Source organism: Campylobacter sp. RKI_CA19_01116 (genome assembly GCF_025771405.1).
Classification (GTDB): Bacteria; Campylobacterota; Campylobacteria; order Campylobacterales; family Campylobacteraceae; genus Campylobacter_D.
The window spans coordinates 23,943-41,323 of the sequence record NZ_JAKMQF010000003.1 but is presented as its reverse complement, the minus strand read 5'-3'; the positions used below and the strand labels follow the sequence as shown (position 1 = coordinate 41,323).

Sequence of the window (17,381 nt, the reverse complement as noted above, 5' to 3'; positions counted from 1 at the left end):
TTAGTTGATTTTCCTGTGAAGATTTCAAATTTTTAGAGCAAAATTAACAAAGGTTTATAAAATGGAAGTTAAAACAACTGATGATTTTTCTGATCTTGTATTGCCTGAGGGAAAAGGCAGTACTGGAATTGTTGCTTATTTAAAGATTATATTTATCCCTGCTATATTGTATATTTTAGTACTTTTAGGATATTTTGGAAAGATTGATTTTAAAGTAGAATTACATAGTGTTGTAATGATAGGGATTATCTTTTTGGTAGCTTTGATCTTTGCTAGACATAGTGCTGATTATGCTTCAAGTATTTTTGAGCAACAAAAAGATGAATTTAAGCTTATATTAAAACGCTATATTATGAAGCATTTTTTAGTTATAGGTAAAGAAACAAAGTCAAACGCTAGTTTTGATGATTTTGCTTATGCTTATGTGAAAGATTTGAGAAATGAAAATTTTGCTTCTGTAGGTGCAGCTATTTTTCCTATGCTCGGTATTTTGGGGACTTTTATAAGTATAGCAATGTCTATGCCAAATTTTAATTCAAGTGACACAGCAGGTTTAGAACAAGAAATTTCAGTTTTATTAAATGGAGTAGGAACAGCCTTTTATGTATCAATTTATGGAATTTTCTTAGCGCTTTGGTGGATATTTTTTGAAAAATACGGCAGCAGTAAATTTCAAAAACTTCTTAATCGTCAAAAAAATGCAACAAGCGATTTTTTCTGGTCTAAAGAAGAAATTGATAGAAAATATCTTCAAGAAAGTTTGCAACATTTTGAAAAAATAGGCACGATTTTTGAGCATGTGAGCAATGAGGAATTTTTTAAAGAATTAGATAATACAATAGATAGAAAATTCAAAGTTTTTCAAGAGCTTGTAAATGCTGAGGAAAAAGCTGTAAGATTAAGCAGTGAGCATGTAAAACAAACTATGAGTGATTTGTCTAAAACCCAAAGAGAGCAAAAAGATATAGTTAAAACTTACAGCGAGATTGCAAATGCGGTAAATATGCTAAATTCAAACATAAAAGATTTAACTTTAAGAATTTCAGAGCAATACAACAGACTTTTGGATGTGAGTTCTGATAAGATTGTGCATTTAGATAAAAGCGTGAGTGCTTTAGATGAAAAGGTGAATAATTTTTCAAATAATATTGAAAAATATCAAAATCTTATGCTAGATAATCAAACTAAGCTTTTTGAAGGTTTTAGGGCAAGTATTATAGAAGGTATGCATACTTTTAAAGAAGCTTATGAAGATGAAAAAAATATCGATGAAAAAATTTCACTAATGCAAGAATTTAAAGAAGAAAGCAAAGAATTAGATGAGCAAACCACACAAGTTATTGCAAAGCTTGAAAATCAAAAAGAAGATGAAAAAATAGATGATAAAAAATAATTCTAACAATGAAGAAAATAATTTTTGGATCGCTTATGCAGATTTAATGGCGGGCTTGCTTTTTATATTTATTTTGCTTATTGGAGCTATAGTTGTTAAGTATGTTTTAACTCAAAGTGATTTGCAAATCATAAAAGAAAATCTGCAAAAACAAGAAGAGCGCTTAAGAGAGAACAAAGAAGAATTAAACCAAAAAGAAGATATTTTAAAAAATCTTAGCCAAAAATTAAATAATACTTCAAGCACGCTTGATGATGTTAATAAGCAAAAACAGGCTTTAGAGGCTAATATTACTAAACTCAATCAAGATTTAAATTCAAGTTTGGATGAAAAAGATCAACAAATTTTTGCTTTACTTGAGAGATTAAACAAAAAAGATGAAGAAATCAAAGAATTAGAGCGTAATTTTGATGAGGCAAAAAGTAAAATCAAAGAACTAGGTTTAATCAAAGAAAATACCATTAAAAATCTTCAAGCTAAATTTGACACTAATATTACCTTAGATTCTAATACAGGGGCGATAGTTTTACCTTCTGAAGTGCTTTTTGATACAAATTCTTTTACGCTAAAAGCTCAAGCAAAAGAGAATTTAAAAGCAATTTTAACGCAGTATTTTGACAATATTTTAAAAGATGAAAATATCTTAAATAGCATAGAAAATATAGTCATAGAAGGTCATACAGATAGTGCAGGTTCTTATATATATAATCTTGATTTATCACAAAAAAGAGCTTATGCTGTGATGAGTTTTATACACTCATTTTACAAAGATCCAAGATTGCAAAAGCTTTTAATGGCAAGTGGTAGGTCTTATTCTGATGTGATTATGAAAGATGGTAAAGAAGATAAAGAAGCAAGCCGTAGAATAGAGATTAAGTTTAATATCAATACAAATAATGCTTTAGAAAAGGTTGAAAAATACCTTGATAGCAAGTAGAATTGATGTTTTAAAATACAAAGATTTTGAATTTTTACTCAAAAGAGATGATTTACTAGGTTATATCAATGGAAATAAGGCTAGAAAACTAGCCTTTTTTGAAAAAAACAAACATTTATTTAAAAAAGGACAAAGGTTTATTTCTTTTGGTTCTTCTCAAAGTAATGCTTTAGTTGCTTTAGCTAAGTTTTGTTACGAAAATGATTTTTCACTTATTTTTGTTTGTGAAAAAATTAGTTCTTTTTTAAAAGAAAATCCCCATGGAAATTTAGAATTTGCATTAAAATACAATGTTGAGTTGATAGAAAATACAAATTATCCTACAAGAAGATTACAAGCTTTAGCCTTAAAAAAAGATGATGATATTTTTATAGAAGAGGGTGTGGCTATAAAAGAAGCTGAATTTGGATACCAACAACTAGCCTTAGAGCTTAGTGAACAGTTGAATGAAAATGTAAGTATTTTTTTACCCTCAGGTACAGGAACTTCTGCGGCTTTTTTGGCTAAACATAGTAAATTTAAAGTTTTTACATGTGCTTGTGTGGGAGATAGTGCGTATTTAAAAGAGCAAATTTTAAGCTTAGAAGCAAATTATGATTTTGATAATTTAACCATACTAAATCCACCTAAAAAATATCATTTTGCTAAGCCTTATTTGGAATTTTATGATCTTTATCAAGATCTAAAAAAAGAATGTAGAGTGGAGTTTGATTTGCTTTATGATATGGTGGGTTTTAAAACTTTATTAGCTCATAAAGAGCAATTTGGTGGAAAAATCTTATATATCCATCAAGGAGGCCTTGAAGGAAATATAAGCATGTTAAAGCGTTATGAATATAAATTAAAAAATTCCAAAATAAAAAATCACTAAGATAATCAAAGGTATAATAAACTTAACATAGTAATACCATAGTTTAAAAATACTTCCTTTTAGAGTATTTTGATTAGAAAGTTCATAAATAGCATCTTTTTTAAGCACCCAACCTACATAAATACAACAAAAAAATGCGGTTAAAACAAAGAATATATTTCCACTAATAAAATCAAAGCTATCAAAAATATTTTTTCCTTTGATGATAGTAATATCTTTTAAAGGACCATAAGTAAGTATGCATGGTAAATTTCCTAAAACAAAAATACTTCCAAGTGTTAGATTAATAGCGGTATTTTTAGCTAGTTTAAATTTTTCCTCCAAAACACTAATGATTACTTGATAAATTGGCAAGCTTGTGGTAAGTGCGGCGATGATTAAAAGCAAAAAGAAAAACACACAAATTATACTTCCAAAAGGTATATGTGAAAATGCAACAGGTAAGGTTTTAAAAACCAAAGATGGCCCACTATCAGGGGTTAAACCTACGCTAAATAAAGCAGGGAAAATCATAAAACCAGCAAGCACTGCTATGAGGGTATTTAAAATTCCTGTATAAACAGAAGTTTTGATTAAATTCTCATTTTTCTTAAGGTGAGATGATAAGGTTATCATTACCCCAAAGCCTAAAGATAGGGCAAAAAATACTTGTCCTAAAACATCTATAAACAATTTAGGAGTGATTTTGGAAAGATCAGGAGTAAGGTAAAATTTTACGCCCTCACTTGCTCCTTCAAGTGTTAAATTGCGTGCAACAACAACCAAAAGGCAGATAAATAAAAATGGCATAAGGTATTTTACTGACTTTTCTATGCCATCAATCACACCTTTTTTTAAGATAATCCAGTTAATTATCACAAATATAGTAGTAAAAATTCCTATTAATAAAGGATTATTTTCTATGGTAGAGCTATAAAATTCGCTTGTATATTGAGCATTAATGGGACTTGAAAGATTAAAATCGCCTATGATGATTTTAAAAATATAAGCCAAAACCCATCCACCTATTACCATATAATAAGCCATGATTCCAAAACTACCTAAAAGCCCCATGTAGCCAACACCTTGCCAAGAATTAGATATTTTAACTCCATCGCTTGTTTTTCCGCCAAAAGCATCGACTGAATTTAGCATTCTGCGTCTTCCTATAACATTTTCAACCAAAATCACAGGAATTCCTATAAAAATCATAGCTATACAAAAGGCTAAAACATAAGCACCGCCTCCATTTTCACCTACTAAGTATGGAAAACGCCAAGTGGCTCCAAAACCAATAGTCGCTCCTGCTACTGTAAGGATATAAGTTAGCGTATTGCTCCAAGTTTGTCTTTGCATACTTTTTCCTTGCTAAATTTAAATAAAAAATATTTTAAGATAAAAAATAATACCATTATGCCAAATTTTTATTTATTTTTTTATCAAATTAAAGGAAAATCCATGCAAAAAAAGAAAATTTTGTTTTTAGGTGCAGGATATGCTACTTTATCGGCTATAAAAGCCTTACCTGATGAGTTTTTTGAAAAAGCACAAGTGAGTTTGATTAATAACAATTCTTATCATTATCATACTATTTTACTACACAAAGTAGCTTCCAATGAAGATATTTATAGTTCAAAATATGATCTTTTGCCTTTGTTAAATCCAAAAATTAACTTTATCCAAGATGAAGTTTTAAAAATTTCTAAAGACAAAGTTTTTACTAAAAATAATGAATTTGACTTTGATATTTTAGTATGTGGGCTTGGTTTTGCTAAAGAAACTTTTGGCATTAAAGGTATGCAAGAATATGCTTTGAGTATAGACAATTATGAAAATGCTTTAAAAATTAATGAAATAATACATGAGAAAATAAAAAATTATAAAACCACCCAAAATGAAGATGATTTAAAAATTACAGTTTGTGGTGGGGGCTTAAGTGGGGTTGAATTTATAGCTTCTTTAGCTAAAGAGCTTAAATTCTTTTGCCAAAAAGAGCAAATTGCTTATGAGAAATTAGAGCTTTCTATTATCGAAGCTATGGATCAAATTTTACCTATGTTTGATAAAAGTTTGGCTTTAAAAGCAAAGCAAAGACTAGAAGCGCTTGGTGTAAAAGTATATGAAAAATCTAAAATCATAGAATGTGAAAAAAATGGTATAAGACTTGATGAGGGAGAATTTGTTAAAGCTAATACTATCATTTGGACTGCAGGAGTTAGGGGTAATAGCGTTATAGAAAATAGCTCTGATTTTCCAAGTGCAAGATCGCGTATAGAAGTAGATGCTTTCATGCATCCTTTAAATGTTGAAAATCCATCAAAATACTTTTTTATAGGTGATAATAGTTTATTTAAAAATCCTAAAACCAACACTCCTTATCCTCCAACAGCCCAGCTTGCATTAAGAGAAGGAGCTTATGTAGCCAAAGCTTTAATGGCTATGATTGGTGAGAAAGAATTTAAGCAAGAATTTTCTTTTATAAGTGGAAATACCGTTTGTTCAATCGGAAATGATTATGCAGTTGGCACAGTTTTGCATAAGCCAATTAGTGGTCTTTTGGCAATAAAACTTAAAATTTTTATAGAAAAACTATGGCAGTATCAGCTTATAGGGATAAAAGGATTTTTTAAATAAACATATAAGAATCATCATAAGTGTGATTTAATCTAGCCTGAATACTCTCTTTCCATCCTTTTGCTAGGGTGGAAATTTTTTCTAATTTTTCTAAAGAATTTGAATTTTTAAAAGGATTAAAAAATAATTGATTTAACTCCATAATGCTTAAATTAGTTTCATCTTTTTGTAAGATTTTGATTTTGTCATTTTTGTTTATTATGCCTTCTTTTAAGACTCTATAATACCATCCAGTTCTTCCACTTTTGAAAATTTCTTGAGTGAAATTTAAGTGATTGTGTATGCTAGAAATTTTAAAACAAGGCTTGCGCGGTTGACTTACTTGCAAAATACAAGTACCTATCTCATGTATATCTCCACAACAAACATTATATTCGTTTAAACCATCAATACTTAAGTTCTCTCCCATTTCTCCAAAATTTAAGTATTTATTTAAATAATTATTCCATAAAGTATAGTTTTGCACACTATTTGCAAAAACAACTTTTTCTAAATTTCCATGATGAATTTTATCAGCTATTTCATTATCAAGAATATAATCTGTATAAATTTGCAAAGAATTTAAATAAATATCCTTGATAAATGCTGAGTGAAATTTATTATAGTTTTTGATTTTGCCAATTTGTAAAGATTTAATAGAACTCATCAAGGAGCTTTGCTTAAAAAATCATTTGCATCTACATAGCCTATAATACGTCCTTTTTCCTCACCTTTGTTAAAAAATATCATTACAGGAGGCCCAAAAACTCCAAATTCTTTCATAAGAGCTAAATCTTCTTGGTTATTATGTGTTACATCTGCTTTTAAAAGCGTGTAATTAGCAAGCAAATTTTGTACTTTCGTATCTGTAAAAGTATATTCTTCTAAAAGTTTGCAGTTTTCACACCAAGTAGCTGTAAATTCAAGCATAACCGGTTTGGTAGAATTTTGTAATTCTTGCTTAAGTTCTTTTAAGTTTTTAATGGTTTTAAAACTTAAACTAGAGCTATTTTCTTTTGAAGCAAGGTTAAACTCAAGAGGTTTTAGTAAGCTTTTTGAACCCATTGAGCCGCCTAAAATTAGACTTAAACTATAAGCTAAAATTAAAATCATACTTGCTTTTTTAAATTTATCAAAATTAGTTTTTGCTTCATCAAATAGCCCCATAAAGCTAGCAAAAAATACCCCTATAATCCCATAAAGCATTAAAATGATATTTGCACTAAGTATTCTTTCTAGCATCCAAACTGCCATGATGAGCATGATAAAACCAAAGAAAATTTTTATCTTAAGCATCCAAGCTCCGCTTTTTAAAAAACTTCCTCCAAGTCCTATTAAAAGTAAAGGCATACCCATACCAAAACTCATCACAAATAAAGAAAGTCCTCCTAAAAATACATCGCCACTATTAGTAATGTAAAGCAAAGCCCCTGCTAAAGGTGCAGCCACGCAAGGTCCTACAATAAGAGCTGATAAAAAGCCCATGATAGCTATACCAAAAACCCCGTTTTTGCCTTCTATTTTTTTATTAATAAAATTTTGAAATTTAAGTGGTAGTTGTAATTCATAAAGGCCAAACATGGAAAGTGAGAGCAATACAAAAATACCTGCAAAAGCAATAATAATCCAAGGTTGTTGTAATAAACCTTGTACATTAGCTCCTGCAAGACCTACTAAAGCACCTGCTATAGCATAAGCTAAAGACATAAAAAAGACATAGATAAAAGATAAATAAAAGCTATATTTTTTAGATGGTTTATCTTTGAGCTTCATTGCGATTAATGAAGAAAGAATAGGTATCATTGGTAAAATACAAGGAGTAAGTGCTAATAACAAGCCATAACCAAAAAAAGTTAAAAGTGTGATAAATATATTTTGCGTGCTTAAATCATTAGCAATTTGCTCATCTTCATTTTGCTTTTTAAATTGATCTTTAGTGGATTTTATAGTATAAAATCCATTTTGTTTATTAAGTTCATAATTTACATATACAGGACGATAGCATAAACCTTCTTCTGAGCAACCCTGATAAGCTAAGGAAAGTTTTGCTTTGTTATTTTTAACAAAATCATCTAATAATAATTGAGGTATAAAAAGTTCAAGTTGGCTAAAGATTACCTCTTTGTTTTCTCTAGTTTGAGTTTGTGGGAAATTTAATAAAGAAGTAATGTCATTTGAATCTAATTCTACTTTGATTTGATCTTTGTAAAGATAAATTCTATCTGCAAGATTGATTTTTAAAAAAATTCCTTGATTGTTGCTGTGGGTATTGAGTTTAAAAGCTTCATTGAGTGATAATACTCCATTATTAGCAAAAGCTAAATTTAAAAAAATAAAAAATACCGCTAAAAAACGCATTTTTCTCCTTGAAACTAGAAGTTAAATTTGTTTTATTTTACTTATTTGTGGTAAATTTAAGTTAATAATTATCCTAAATTAAGGAGTTTGTTATAAACTAAAATTCCAATTTTTAACAATCTTAATATTTAGTGAAATTTAGCTGCTATTTGCTATATTTGAAATCATAATAAAGGAAATTTTTGAATAATATTTTTTTAGTACACAATAAATTTAACGAGTATAAAAAAATTACTTTAAAAGCATATATGGTTAATGCTTTTTTGTTGGTTTTTTTATTGTTTTTATTTTTTTATTTATCTTTTTTAAGCGCTAGTTATAATTTTGATTTTGGGGCAATTTATGAATATAAAGACAAAATGATACAGGGTTTTTTTACGAGTTTTTTTATTAGTGTTTTGTCTTTGATTGTAGGTGTGATTTTTGCTTTGATTTTATGCTATATGAGTCTTTGTAAAATCGTGCTTTTTAATATGTTTGCAAGAGTTTTTATAGAGCTTATTAGAGGTACACCTTTGCTAGTGCAAATTTTATTGATTTATTATATTTTTGCGGATAATTTGGGGCTTGATAATCGTTATGTTTGTGGAGTTTTGATTTTAGCTTTGTTTGCTAGTGCTTATATTTGTGAGATATTTAGAGCAGGGATTTTAAGTGTTGATAAAATGCAATATGAAAGTGCTAAAGCTTTGGGTTTGAGTGAGTTTGAAATTTATAAAAGCGTGATTTTTCCTCAAGCTTTAAAAAATATCTTAGCACCACTAAGTGGACAACTTAGTAATTTGATCAAAGATAGCTCTCTTTTAAGCGTTATAGCTATTTCAGAATTAACTCAAAATGCTCAGGAAATCAATGCTTTTACTTTTTCAACTTTAGAAATTTACATTCCTTTAGCACTTTGTTATTTGGTTTTAACTTTACCTATTTCTATGTTTTCAAGAAAGCTTGAAAAGAGTTTTTCTTAAAAGAAAAACTCAAGCTTTTGTTCTTTGAAAACTTCTTGCATATCTTTGAGGTATTTTTGACTTAGTTTATCAAAAAGACCATTTTTTTTAGATTTTAAAATAAACTCATTGAGCTCTTCTTTTAATTTGGTATTATTTTTATTTAAAGCTATGGCCCATTGCTCAGGTGTTTTTTCAAAAGGAGTAAAAATAGCTTTTGTTTGTTCAGGATGTTTTTTCCATGCTTTATAAATGCTCATTTGATCATAAATAAAAGCATCAGCTTTTGCTTGAATGACTTCTAAAATAGCCGCATTTTCTTTATCAAGTACTAGGATTTTTGCATTTTTAAGATTTTTTTGAGCATATAAATGCGCACTTGAACCTCTTTTTAAGGCAAGGATTTTTCCTTTTTGATTTAAATCTTCTATGGAATTAATATTTGATTTTTTAGCACTTAATATCGCTAAATTTGCCTTAGCATAAGGCAAGGTAAAATCTATTACTTTTTTTCTTTGTTCACTTATACTCATAGAAGACATGATGAGATCTATTTTTTGAGTTCTTAAAGCAGGTATAAGTCCATCCCAAGCTATGTTTTGAATTTTTAAATCATAGTTTTTTTCTTTGGCAAAGGCTTGTAAAAACTCTACACTAATACCACTTGGATTACCTTTGGTATCACTCATTTCAAAAGGAGGGTAGGCTAACTCCATGCCTACGATTAATTCTTTTGCATGAAGTGTAAAAAACAAGCTTAGTAAAAAAAGTATTTTTTTCATTTTTTAACTCCAAATTTAGCTAAAGCTTTCTCATAATCTTCTTTTGTATCTATACCTATGCTTTGACTTTGTATTTTTAGCATTTTGATTTTTTTGCCATTTTCTAAGGCTCTTAATTGTTCTAATTTTTCACATTCTTCCAAAGCTGAGTTTTTCAAAGTGCAAAATTCTTGTAAATTTTTAACCCTATATGCATAAATTCCAAGATGGGCTTTAAAATTTTGTTTATAATTTGCCCTTTCATAAGGAATTTTAGATCTTGAAAAATATAAAGCATAATCATTACTATCAGTAACTACTTTAACCAAATTAGGATCATCACAAGCTTTCGCATCTACTTCTTTGTAGCAACTACTCATAAAGCAAAGCTCATCTTCAAAAGCTTTTTGACTAAATTCCTTAAAATCTTTAATATTTTGTGTTTCTATAAAAGGCTCATCAGCTTGGACATTAATGATTAACTCATTTTCATTTAGTTTTAAAATTTGACAAGCTTCGTTGATTCTATCAGTGCCACTTTCGTGATTTTTACTTGTTAAAACTGCTTTTATATTGTGTTTTTGTGCTATTTTTAAAACCTCTGCATCATCAAGTGCCACGCACACTTCATCAACTTCTTGCATTTTTTTAGCTGTATAAATAAACATAGGTAAATTATCAATCTCACATAAAATTTTATTTTCAAAACGACTTGATTTTAATCTTGCTGGTATGATAATCATTGTTTTATCCATTCTATAATAGTTTGTTTTAGATTTTTGAGTTTGCAAACTTGATTTTGCTTTTGTACGCTTGTAAATAAGCTTGCGATATTTGGATGAATTTCTTGTTTAAATTCTTTTGCAAGTTCTTGCATGCAAGCTTGTTCATCTTGGCATTCTTTATTATAAATTGCTTGATACATACTCGGAGTAAATTTACTCCATTGTGCTGTGGAAGTAATAAGCGTAGTGGTGTTAGAATCAAGCATTTTAAAGCAAGTGCAAGTGTGAGGATCTAAAAGTCCTAAGTGGCTGTATTGTTTGATATATTGCATACACTCATCATCATTGCAAAAATCAGCTTCAAAGTCTTCTTGTAAAAGCTCTAGCTCTTTTTGGCTAAGCTCATAATATTTTTTATTCTTTAAAGCTTGCATAAGTTCTTTGGTGCGTTCATCTTTAAATTTATCAAAAAGCAAGCGTTCTATATTTGATGATATGAGTATATCCATAGCAGGAGAAATAGTCTTTTGTAAGCTTTTATTTCTTAAATCATATTTGCCTGTATTAAAAAACTCACTTAAGATATTGTTTGAATTGGAAGCAATTTTAATTTTACCTATATTTGCTCCCATTTTTTTAGCATAATAAGCTCCCAAAGCATCGCCAAAATTTCCACTTGGAATGATGATATCTATTGTTTTATTGATTTTCAAACTAGCATAATAATGATAGATGATTTGAAAAAGTATTCTTCCAAAATTAACTGAATTTGCAGCACTTAGACTTAACTTTTCTTCTTTTAAAGTATTTTTAAAATCCTCATCATTTAAAAGCGCTTTTAGAACATTTTGTGCATCATCAAAATTACCTTCAATGGCTATGGATTTTAAATTGCTTGCATTTGAGTGTGTCATTTGTAAAGCTTGAGTTTTACTTGTGCCTTCATTTGGGTAAATGCAAACTACTTTTATGCCTTTTTTATTTTCAAAGCTTTTTAGCGTAGCAGGCCCTGTATCACCACTTGTAGCGCACATGATTAAAAAATCATCATCTTTTTTTAAGTGTTCTAAAAGCACGCCAAAAGGTTGCAAAGCCATATCTTTAAAAGCTCTTGTTGGCCCATGGAATAATTCATTAATATAAAGCTTATCATTGATTTTTCTTAAATTAATAGGGCAGGTTTTATCATCAAAACTCTCATAAGTTTTCAAAGCTTTTTCAAAAACTTCAAGCTCTAAATCAAAATCAAAAGCTGCGATGATTTTTAAGGCTAATTCTTTGTAGTTTAAATTTTTCAAAGCTTCATTGTCAAGCTTTGGTAGATTAAGTGGTGCATATAAAGCATTATTAGGTGCACTAGGGCTAAGTAAGGCTTTTGAAAAGCTTACTTGGTGATTTTTATCTTGGGTTGAGTGTAGTAACATTTTCTTCCTTTTTGTTAAATTTATCAATATAATCTTGCAAAACTTGCTTAAAACTATCTTTTAAAACAATATCAAGATGGATAAGTTCAGTTTTAAAGCCAAAATCTTTTACTTTCACATAGTCTTTAAAGGTTAGCATTAAAGTGTCGCAATTGTGTTTTTTTAAAAGTTTTTCTAATTCTTCTTTTTTGAAAGTATAATGATCAGCAAAAAAATAACAAGCCCTAGCTTTGATAAAATGTTCATATAATCTAAAAGGCTTTGCAATAGAGCTTATTAAAATGGCTTTTTGATTTTCTTTTACATGAGAATAACGCACAAAATCTTCGTTTTCTTTAGCTATAAAATCAGCCCTTTTAGCAAAAGATTTTGGCAAACGATAAGCCCCACTAGGTAGGGTAAAATCAAAAAATGGCTCATCTTTACTTTGTAATAAAATATTAAGTTTTTTAATGTGAAATTTAGAAAAAGCATCGTCTAAAAGTATGATTTTTGCTCCAAGCTCGATAGCTTTTTGTATGCCTTTAACCCTATCTTCGCTTACTATCACTCCATTAATGTGCTTTGTAAGTGCATATTCCATAGCTTCATCGCCACTTTCTTTAATATCGCACAAAATTTCATCTTTATGCTTAACGATGATTAAGCCTTTACTTTGTCTTTTATAGCCTCTTAAGATGATAAAACAATTTTCAAACTCAGCTGCTATGGCTTTACAAATGGGAGTTTTTCCATTGCCTCCTAGGGTTAGATTGCCTATGCTTATAATGGGTAAATTAAAATCAAGTTCTTTTTTAAATTTAGTATTTAAAATCGCTATAATCATATATAAAAAGCTAAAAGGTAAAAGTAAAAAGGCTAGAGTTTTTTGCAAAAAATTAGGTTTAAAAAAATAGCGATCAAGCCAAGTCATATGTATTCTTTAATGTTGTTGGAAGTTTTCTTTTAAAGGCATTATTTTGCACACGCTCTAAGACTAAATTTTTTAAATTCTCATCAAAATTTTCCAAACTTTGATTGTTTTCTAAAGCTTTTAAAACTTCATCTAAAACTTCATATTTATAGCCAAGATCTTTTTCATCGCTTTGATTTGGCCAAAGATCAGCACTAGGGGCTTTTTGTATGAAATTTTCATGCACACCCATAAATTTAGCAAGCTCAAAAACTTCACTTTTATAAAGCGTAGCCAAAGGGTTAAAAGCACAAGCTAAATCCCCATAAATAGTCCCATAACCAAGCATAAGTTCGCTTTTATTAGAAGTGCCTACTACCAATGCATTGTGTAAAGCCGAATAATCATAAAGCAAACTCATACGCACTCTTGCAGCTAAATTTCCAAAGCGTAAAGGGTTTAAGTCTTGACAAATTTTTTCATAAGCACAAAGTACTTCATCAATATAAATAATCTTATGATGAATTTGCAAATCTTTACAAAGCATTAATGCATCATCTAAATTTTCTTTTTTAGAATGTTTTGTAGGCATTAAAAGCACAAAAAGTTTTTCACCTATTGCTTTTTTGCAAAGATGAGCTACTAAAGCTGAATCTATCCCACCACTTAAACCTAAGATGAGATTTTTATCTCCTGCTTGTTCTTTTATAAAATTGATCAATAATTCTTGTAATTTTGTATAATTCATAAAAAATCTTTAAATATTAATTTTTTAAAATTATATTTGATTTAGTTAAAAGGAAGTTTATATGCGTATTTTAAAACAACCATGCGGAATGTATGAAACAAATTGTTATATTATAGATCATAATAACAAGCAAATCATCATTGATCCAGGTGAAAATGCTTATGAGTTTATCAAAGAAAACGCAAGCAAACCTTTAGCTATTTTAAATACTCATGGTCATTATGATCACGTTTATGATAATGCTAAAGTTAAAAAGGTTTATGAAATTCCACTTTTTATCCATAAAGATGATGCTTTTATGCTAAAAGATCCTTTTAATTATGGTTTTGAGCATTCAAATGCTGATGTGTTGATAGAAAATGAAAATGAATTTAGTATAGATGAGTTTAAGTTTAAATTTCATCATTTTCCAGGGCATACTCCAGGGTGTTGCATGATAGAACTTGTGGGTGAAGATGTGCTTTTTAGTGGAGATTTTTTATTTTACCGTAGTATTGGTAGATGGGACTTTCCTTACTCAGATGCAGCCAAGATGAAAGAGAGTTTGCTTAAAGTTTTAGCTTATGAAAAAGATTTTAGATTACTTCCAGGGCATGGAGAAGAAAGCACTTTAAAAGAAGAACAAAAAGCAATTCCTGCTTGGTTAAGGTATTTTCACTAATGGATAAGGTTTTATATTTTTTAAGTTTTTTGCTGATTTTAAGTGCGGTTTTGAGTTTTTTTAAGCCCAAAGAAACAAAAAAGAAATTTTTTCACAAATGCCCATGTTTTAGAGCGGTGGAAAATGGTTTAATGAGTAGAATTTGCATTTATGCAGGAAGTTTTGGTTTTATGTATTCTGTGCTTTATATAGGATTTGGAGTGTATGATAAAAAGCTTTTCATGATTTTGCTTTTATCTTTTGCGATATGGTATTTTGCTTGGGTTTTAAAAAAAGAGTAAAAAACTATCATTAAAAATGTTAAAATACTTTTTTAATTATCAAAAAGGGTATCAAAATGAGAAAAAGCATAGCAGAATGGCAAAAACAAGAGCTACTTTTACTTTCCTTGCCTCATGAAAATAGCGATTGGAAGCCTTATTTAGAAGAGATTTTACAAAGTTATGAAGAATTTGTTAAAGCTGTGGCAAATTTTCAAAAAGTTTTACTTATAGCGCCAAATGAAAAAGATTTTCAAAGATTTAAGCATATAAAAAACGTTGATTTTTTTAAGTGTGATACTAATGATACTTGGATTAGAGATTTTGGTGCAATTGATGTGCTTGAAGATGATAAAACTATAGGGCTTGATTTTACTTTTAATGCTTGGGGGGATAAATTTCAAAGCATTTTAGATAATGCGGTAAATTCAAAACTTTTTGCACAAAAATTATCTGGAAAATTAGAAAAAATTGATTTTATTTTAGAAGGTGGGAGTATTGATTTTAATGGGCAAGGAGTAATGCTTACAACGAGTGCTTGTTTGTTAAATGAAAATAGAAATTCCCGTTTAAATAAAGAGCAAATTGAAGCTAAGTTAAAAGAAATTTTTGGCTTAAAACAAATTATATGGTTAAATCATGGTTATATAAAAGGTGATGATACTGATCATCATATAGATACTCTAGCAAGATTTATCAATGAAAAAACCATTGCTTATTGCGTGTGTAAAGATGAAAACGATGAACATTATAAGCCCTTAAAAGCTATGGAGGAAGAACTTAAAAAAACAGGGTTTGATTTATTAGAGCTTCCTTTACCTAAGCCTTTATATTTTGAAGGTAAAAGGCTTGGTGCTACTTATGCAAATTTTGTTTTTGTTAATGGTGGCTTGATAGTGCCAACTTATAATGATGAAAACGATGCTTTGGTATTAGAAAATTTACAAAAAGCATGTAAAGATAGAAAAGTAGTAGGAGTTGATGCAAGAGTGTTTTTAAGACAAAATGGTTCTTTGCATTGTTCTTGTCAAAACCGCTATGAAGGTCAAAGATGAATTTGCAAAAAAGCGCAACCATCATCGCAAGTGTATGTGCTGTTTTTTTAGCTATTGTTAAATTTATAGTAGGTTTAGCTTCGGGTTCTGTTGCGGTGCTTTCTAGTGCGATTGATTCTTTACTTGATTGTGTGATTTCGGGTTTAAATTTTTTAGCTTTGAAAAAAAGCTCTCAAGGATCTAGTAAAGAATATAATTTTGGCCTTAGTAAAATTGAAGCATTAATGGGGTTTTTTGAAGGTCTTGTGATTAGCGGGATTGGGGTTTATATTTTTTATGAGAGTGTTTTGAAAATTCACAATCAAGAAAGTGTAGAAAAACTTGATCTTGGAATTTATGCCATGGCTTTTGCTATGCTTGTGACTTTGTGTTTGGTAGTTTTTTTAAATTATGTTGCCAAAAAAACAAAAAGCTTGATTATAAAAGCTGATAGCTTACACTATAAAATAGACTTTTTAACTAATGCTCTAACGCTTTTAGCACTTGTGATTATAGCTTTTACAAATTATCATTTTATTGATGGTTTGTTTGGTATAGCTATAAGTTTATATACGATTTTTTCAGCTTTTAAAATTATAAAAGAAAGTTCTAAAATTTTATTAGATGTGGCAATTGATAAAGAGCAAGTTGAAGTGATTAAGCAAATTATAAGTGCAAATAAAGAGGTCAAAAGCTTTCATCATTTAAAAACTAGAAAAAGTCCTGATATACTTTATGTTAGTGTGCATTTAGTTTTTGAACCTACAATATCACTTTTAAAAGCTCATAAAATCGGTGATGAGATTGAAGATAGTATAAGGGAGCATTTTAAAGATGATTTTTGGAATATTCATGTACACTTAGACCCTTATGATGATTCAGAAGAAGAAAGGAGTAAAAATGAAATTAGCACTCATACAGCAAGAATTTAAACAAAATAAAGAAAAAACTATAAAAAAAACATGCGAACTTATCAAACAAGCAGCAAAAGAAAAGGCTGAACTTGTATGCTTGCAAGAGCTTCATCAAACGCAGTATTTTTGTCAAAGTGAAAATACAGACTTTTTTGATTTAGCCAATGACTATGAAGAAGATGTTAAGTTTTGGTCTAATGTAGCTAGGGAAAATAAAGTTGTTTTGGTAACTTCTTTATTTGAAAAAAGAAGCGCAGGGCTTTATCATAATACTAGCGTGGTATTTGAAAAAGATGGCTCCATAGCAGGTAAATACCGTAAAATGCACATACCTGATGATCCTTGTTTTTATGAAAAGTTTTATTTTACTCCAGGTGATTTGGGTTTTGAACCTATACAAACAAGTGTTGGAAAACTTGGGGTTTTAATATGCTGGGATCAATGGTATCCTGAAGCTGCTAGGTTAATGACTTTAAAAGGAGCTCAAATTTTGATTTATCCTACTGCTATTGGTTGGTTTGATAAGGATGAAAAAGAAGAAAAACAAAGACAGCTTGAAGCTTGGATAGGTGTGCAAAGAGGCCATGCTATAGCTAATGGCTTACCTGTAGTAGCTATTAATAGAGTGGGTTTTGAAAAAGATGAAAGCGGTGTGGAAGATGGCATAAGATTTTGGGGAAATTCTTTTGTTTTTGGGGCTCAAGGCGAAGAGCTTTTTAGAGCTGATGATAAACAAGAGCTTTGTAAAATCATTGAAATTGATATGCAAAGATGTGAAAATGTGCGTAGGTGGTGGCCATTTTTACGCGATAGACGCATAGAGTATTTTCATGAATTAAATAAAAGATTTATTGACTAAAAGGAGAA

Annotated in this window: 18 protein-coding genes; 10 read left to right on the top strand and 8 right to left on the bottom strand. The window is 29.3% G+C overall.

What is annotated here, in order from left to right:
* Positions 1 to 61: 61 nt before the first annotated feature.
* Genes L8U41_RS02985 through L8U41_RS02975 form a run of 3 tightly spaced genes read left to right on the top strand, consistent with a single transcriptional unit; the run spans position 62 to position 3,201 of the window.
* A complete protein-coding gene (locus tag L8U41_RS02985) occupies positions 62 to 1,393 on the top strand; it encodes a MotA/TolQ/ExbB proton channel family protein (protein WP_039626332.1) in 1,332 nt (443 codons plus the stop codon).
* Complete coding sequence (locus L8U41_RS02980; RefSeq protein ID WP_263671400.1) at positions 1,380 to 2,330, top strand: OmpA family protein; 951 nt, start codon at positions 1,380 to 1,382, stop codon at positions 2,328 to 2,330. Before L8U41_RS02985 ends, L8U41_RS02980 begins: the two co-directional genes overlap by 14 nt.
* Complete coding sequence (locus L8U41_RS02975) at positions 2,317 to 3,201, top strand: 1-aminocyclopropane-1-carboxylate deaminase/D-cysteine desulfhydrase (RefSeq protein ID WP_263727781.1); 885 nt, start codon at positions 2,317 to 2,319, stop codon at positions 3,199 to 3,201. Before L8U41_RS02980 ends, L8U41_RS02975 begins: the two co-directional genes overlap by 14 nt.
* Here the strand turns inward: L8U41_RS02975 and L8U41_RS02970 are convergent.
* Positions 3,172 to 4,536: a sodium-dependent transporter gene (locus L8U41_RS02970; RefSeq protein ID WP_039618443.1), complete on the bottom strand. Its 1,365-nt coding sequence runs from the start codon at positions 4,534 to 4,536 to the stop codon at positions 3,172 to 3,174. The two genes, L8U41_RS02975 and L8U41_RS02970, sit on opposite strands and share 30 nt — an antisense overlap.
* Before the next feature lie 102 nt (positions 4,537 to 4,638).
* Between L8U41_RS02970 and L8U41_RS02965 the strand changes: the two genes are divergently transcribed.
* Positions 4,639 to 5,814: an NAD(P)/FAD-dependent oxidoreductase gene (locus tag L8U41_RS02965; protein WP_263727780.1), complete on the top strand. Its 1,176-nt coding sequence runs from the start codon at positions 4,639 to 4,641 to the stop codon at positions 5,812 to 5,814.
* Here the strand turns inward: L8U41_RS02965 and L8U41_RS02960 are convergent.
* The gene (locus L8U41_RS02960; protein ID WP_263663220.1) at positions 5,807 to 6,460 is read right to left on the bottom strand and encodes an MOSC domain-containing protein; all 654 of its coding nucleotides are present in this window, start codon (positions 6,458 to 6,460) and stop codon (positions 5,807 to 5,809) included. The genes L8U41_RS02965 and L8U41_RS02960 overlap by 8 nt on opposite strands.
* Positions 6,460 to 8,151, bottom strand: coding sequence for a protein-disulfide reductase DsbD (dsbD, locus tag L8U41_RS02955; protein ID WP_263727779.1), 1,692 nt, complete (start codon positions 8,149 to 8,151; stop codon positions 6,460 to 6,462). The genes L8U41_RS02960 and dsbD overlap by 1 nt, the downstream gene beginning before the upstream one ends.
* 248 nt (positions 8,152 to 8,399) lie before the next feature.
* Between dsbD and L8U41_RS02950 the strand changes: the two genes are divergently transcribed.
* Positions 8,400 to 9,116, top strand: coding sequence for an amino acid ABC transporter permease (locus L8U41_RS02950; protein WP_263724880.1), 717 nt, complete (start codon positions 8,400 to 8,402; stop codon positions 9,114 to 9,116).
* On the opposite strand, the gene L8U41_RS02945 is transcribed toward L8U41_RS02950, so the two are convergent.
* From L8U41_RS02945 to L8U41_RS02925, 5 genes are read right to left on the bottom strand one after another with little or no spacing between them, the layout of a single operon-like run.
* The gene (locus L8U41_RS02945) at positions 9,113 to 9,877 is read right to left on the bottom strand and encodes a transporter substrate-binding domain-containing protein (protein ID WP_263727778.1); all 765 of its coding nucleotides are present in this window, start codon (positions 9,875 to 9,877) and stop codon (positions 9,113 to 9,115) included. The two genes, L8U41_RS02950 and L8U41_RS02945, sit on opposite strands and share 4 nt — an antisense overlap.
* Positions 9,874 to 10,599: a 3-deoxy-manno-octulosonate cytidylyltransferase gene (kdsB, locus tag L8U41_RS02940; RefSeq protein WP_263727777.1), complete on the bottom strand. Its 726-nt coding sequence runs from the start codon at positions 10,597 to 10,599 to the stop codon at positions 9,874 to 9,876. Before kdsB ends, L8U41_RS02945 begins: the two co-directional genes overlap by 4 nt.
* A complete protein-coding gene (thrC, locus tag L8U41_RS02935) occupies positions 10,596 to 12,005 on the bottom strand; it encodes a threonine synthase (RefSeq protein ID WP_263727776.1) in 1,410 nt (469 codons plus the stop codon). The genes kdsB and thrC overlap by 4 nt, the downstream gene beginning before the upstream one ends.
* Positions 11,980 to 12,918, bottom strand: coding sequence for a tetraacyldisaccharide 4'-kinase (locus L8U41_RS02930; RefSeq protein ID WP_263727775.1), 939 nt, complete (start codon positions 12,916 to 12,918; stop codon positions 11,980 to 11,982). Before L8U41_RS02930 ends, thrC begins: the two co-directional genes overlap by 26 nt.
* Positions 12,905 to 13,645: an NAD+ synthase gene (locus L8U41_RS02925; protein ID WP_263727774.1), complete on the bottom strand. Its 741-nt coding sequence runs from the start codon at positions 13,643 to 13,645 to the stop codon at positions 12,905 to 12,907. The genes L8U41_RS02930 and L8U41_RS02925 overlap by 14 nt, the downstream gene beginning before the upstream one ends.
* A 61-nt stretch (positions 13,646 to 13,706) precedes the next feature.
* On the opposite strand from L8U41_RS02925, the gene L8U41_RS02920 reads away from it, so the two are divergent.
* From L8U41_RS02920 to L8U41_RS02900, 5 genes are read left to right on the top strand one after another with little or no spacing between them, the layout of a single operon-like run.
* Positions 13,707 to 14,306, top strand: a complete 600-nt coding sequence (locus L8U41_RS02920) for an MBL fold metallo-hydrolase (RefSeq protein ID WP_263663228.1) — start codon at positions 13,707 to 13,709, stop codon at positions 14,304 to 14,306.
* Positions 14,306 to 14,587 carry a hypothetical protein gene (locus L8U41_RS02915; RefSeq protein ID WP_263702031.1) on the top strand — a complete coding sequence of 94 codons (282 nt, stop codon included), beginning with the start codon at positions 14,306 to 14,308 and terminating at the stop codon, positions 14,585 to 14,587. Before L8U41_RS02920 ends, L8U41_RS02915 begins: the two co-directional genes overlap by 1 nt.
* Before the next feature lie 56 nt (positions 14,588 to 14,643).
* Positions 14,644 to 15,621 carry an agmatine deiminase family protein gene (locus L8U41_RS02910; RefSeq protein ID WP_263727773.1) on the top strand — a complete coding sequence of 326 codons (978 nt, stop codon included), beginning with the start codon at positions 14,644 to 14,646 and terminating at the stop codon, positions 15,619 to 15,621.
* On the top strand, positions 15,618 to 16,532 hold the full coding sequence (locus L8U41_RS02905) for a cation diffusion facilitator family transporter (protein ID WP_263727772.1): 915 nt from the start codon (positions 15,618 to 15,620) through the stop codon (positions 16,530 to 16,532). Before L8U41_RS02910 ends, L8U41_RS02905 begins: the two co-directional genes overlap by 4 nt.
* Complete coding sequence (locus L8U41_RS02900; RefSeq protein ID WP_263727771.1) at positions 16,501 to 17,373, top strand: N-carbamoylputrescine amidohydrolase; 873 nt, start codon at positions 16,501 to 16,503, stop codon at positions 17,371 to 17,373. Before L8U41_RS02905 ends, L8U41_RS02900 begins: the two co-directional genes overlap by 32 nt.
* Positions 17,374 to 17,381: the final 8 nt, after the last annotated feature.

Bases quoted from the DNA above. Each gene is read 5' to 3' on its own strand.
- L8U41_RS02985 (WP_039626332.1), top strand. From the start codon at position 62: ATGGAAGTTAAAACAACTGATGATTTTTCTGATCTTGTATTGCCTGAG.
- L8U41_RS02980 (WP_263671400.1), top strand. From the start codon at position 1,380: ATGATAAAAAATAATTCTAACAATGAAGAAAATAATTTTTGGATCGCT.
- L8U41_RS02970 (WP_039618443.1), bottom strand. From the start codon at position 4,536: ATGCAAAGACAAACTTGGAGCAATACGCTAACTTATATCCTTACAGTA.
- L8U41_RS02965 (WP_263727780.1), top strand. From the start codon at position 4,639: ATGCAAAAAAAGAAAATTTTGTTTTTAGGTGCAGGATATGCTACTTTA.
- L8U41_RS02960 (WP_263663220.1), bottom strand. From the start codon at position 6,460: ATGAGTTCTATTAAATCTTTACAAATTGGCAAAATCAAAAACTATAAT.
- dsbD (WP_263727779.1), bottom strand. From the start codon at position 8,151: ATGCGTTTTTTAGCGGTATTTTTTATTTTTTTAAATTTAGCTTTTGCT.
- L8U41_RS02950 (WP_263724880.1), top strand. From the start codon at position 8,400: ATGGTTAATGCTTTTTTGTTGGTTTTTTTATTGTTTTTATTTTTTTAT.
- L8U41_RS02945 (WP_263727778.1), bottom strand. From the start codon at position 9,877: ATGAAAAAAATACTTTTTTTACTAAGCTTGTTTTTTACACTTCATGCA.
- kdsB (WP_263727777.1), bottom strand. From the start codon at position 10,599: ATGATTATCATACCAGCAAGATTAAAATCAAGTCGTTTTGAAAATAAA.
- thrC (WP_263727776.1), bottom strand. From the start codon at position 12,005: ATGTTACTACACTCAACCCAAGATAAAAATCACCAAGTAAGCTTTTCA.
- L8U41_RS02930 (WP_263727775.1), bottom strand. From the start codon at position 12,918: ATGACTTGGCTTGATCGCTATTTTTTTAAACCTAATTTTTTGCAAAAA.
- L8U41_RS02925 (WP_263727774.1), bottom strand. From the start codon at position 13,645: ATGAATTATACAAAATTACAAGAATTATTGATCAATTTTATAAAAGAA.
- L8U41_RS02920 (WP_263663228.1), top strand. From the start codon at position 13,707: ATGCGTATTTTAAAACAACCATGCGGAATGTATGAAACAAATTGTTAT.
- L8U41_RS02915 (WP_263702031.1), top strand. From the start codon at position 14,306: ATGGATAAGGTTTTATATTTTTTAAGTTTTTTGCTGATTTTAAGTGCG.
- L8U41_RS02910 (WP_263727773.1), top strand. From the start codon at position 14,644: ATGAGAAAAAGCATAGCAGAATGGCAAAAACAAGAGCTACTTTTACTT.
- L8U41_RS02905 (WP_263727772.1), top strand. From the start codon at position 15,618: ATGAATTTGCAAAAAAGCGCAACCATCATCGCAAGTGTATGTGCTGTT.
- L8U41_RS02900 (WP_263727771.1), top strand. From the start codon at position 16,501: ATGAAATTAGCACTCATACAGCAAGAATTTAAACAAAATAAAGAAAAA.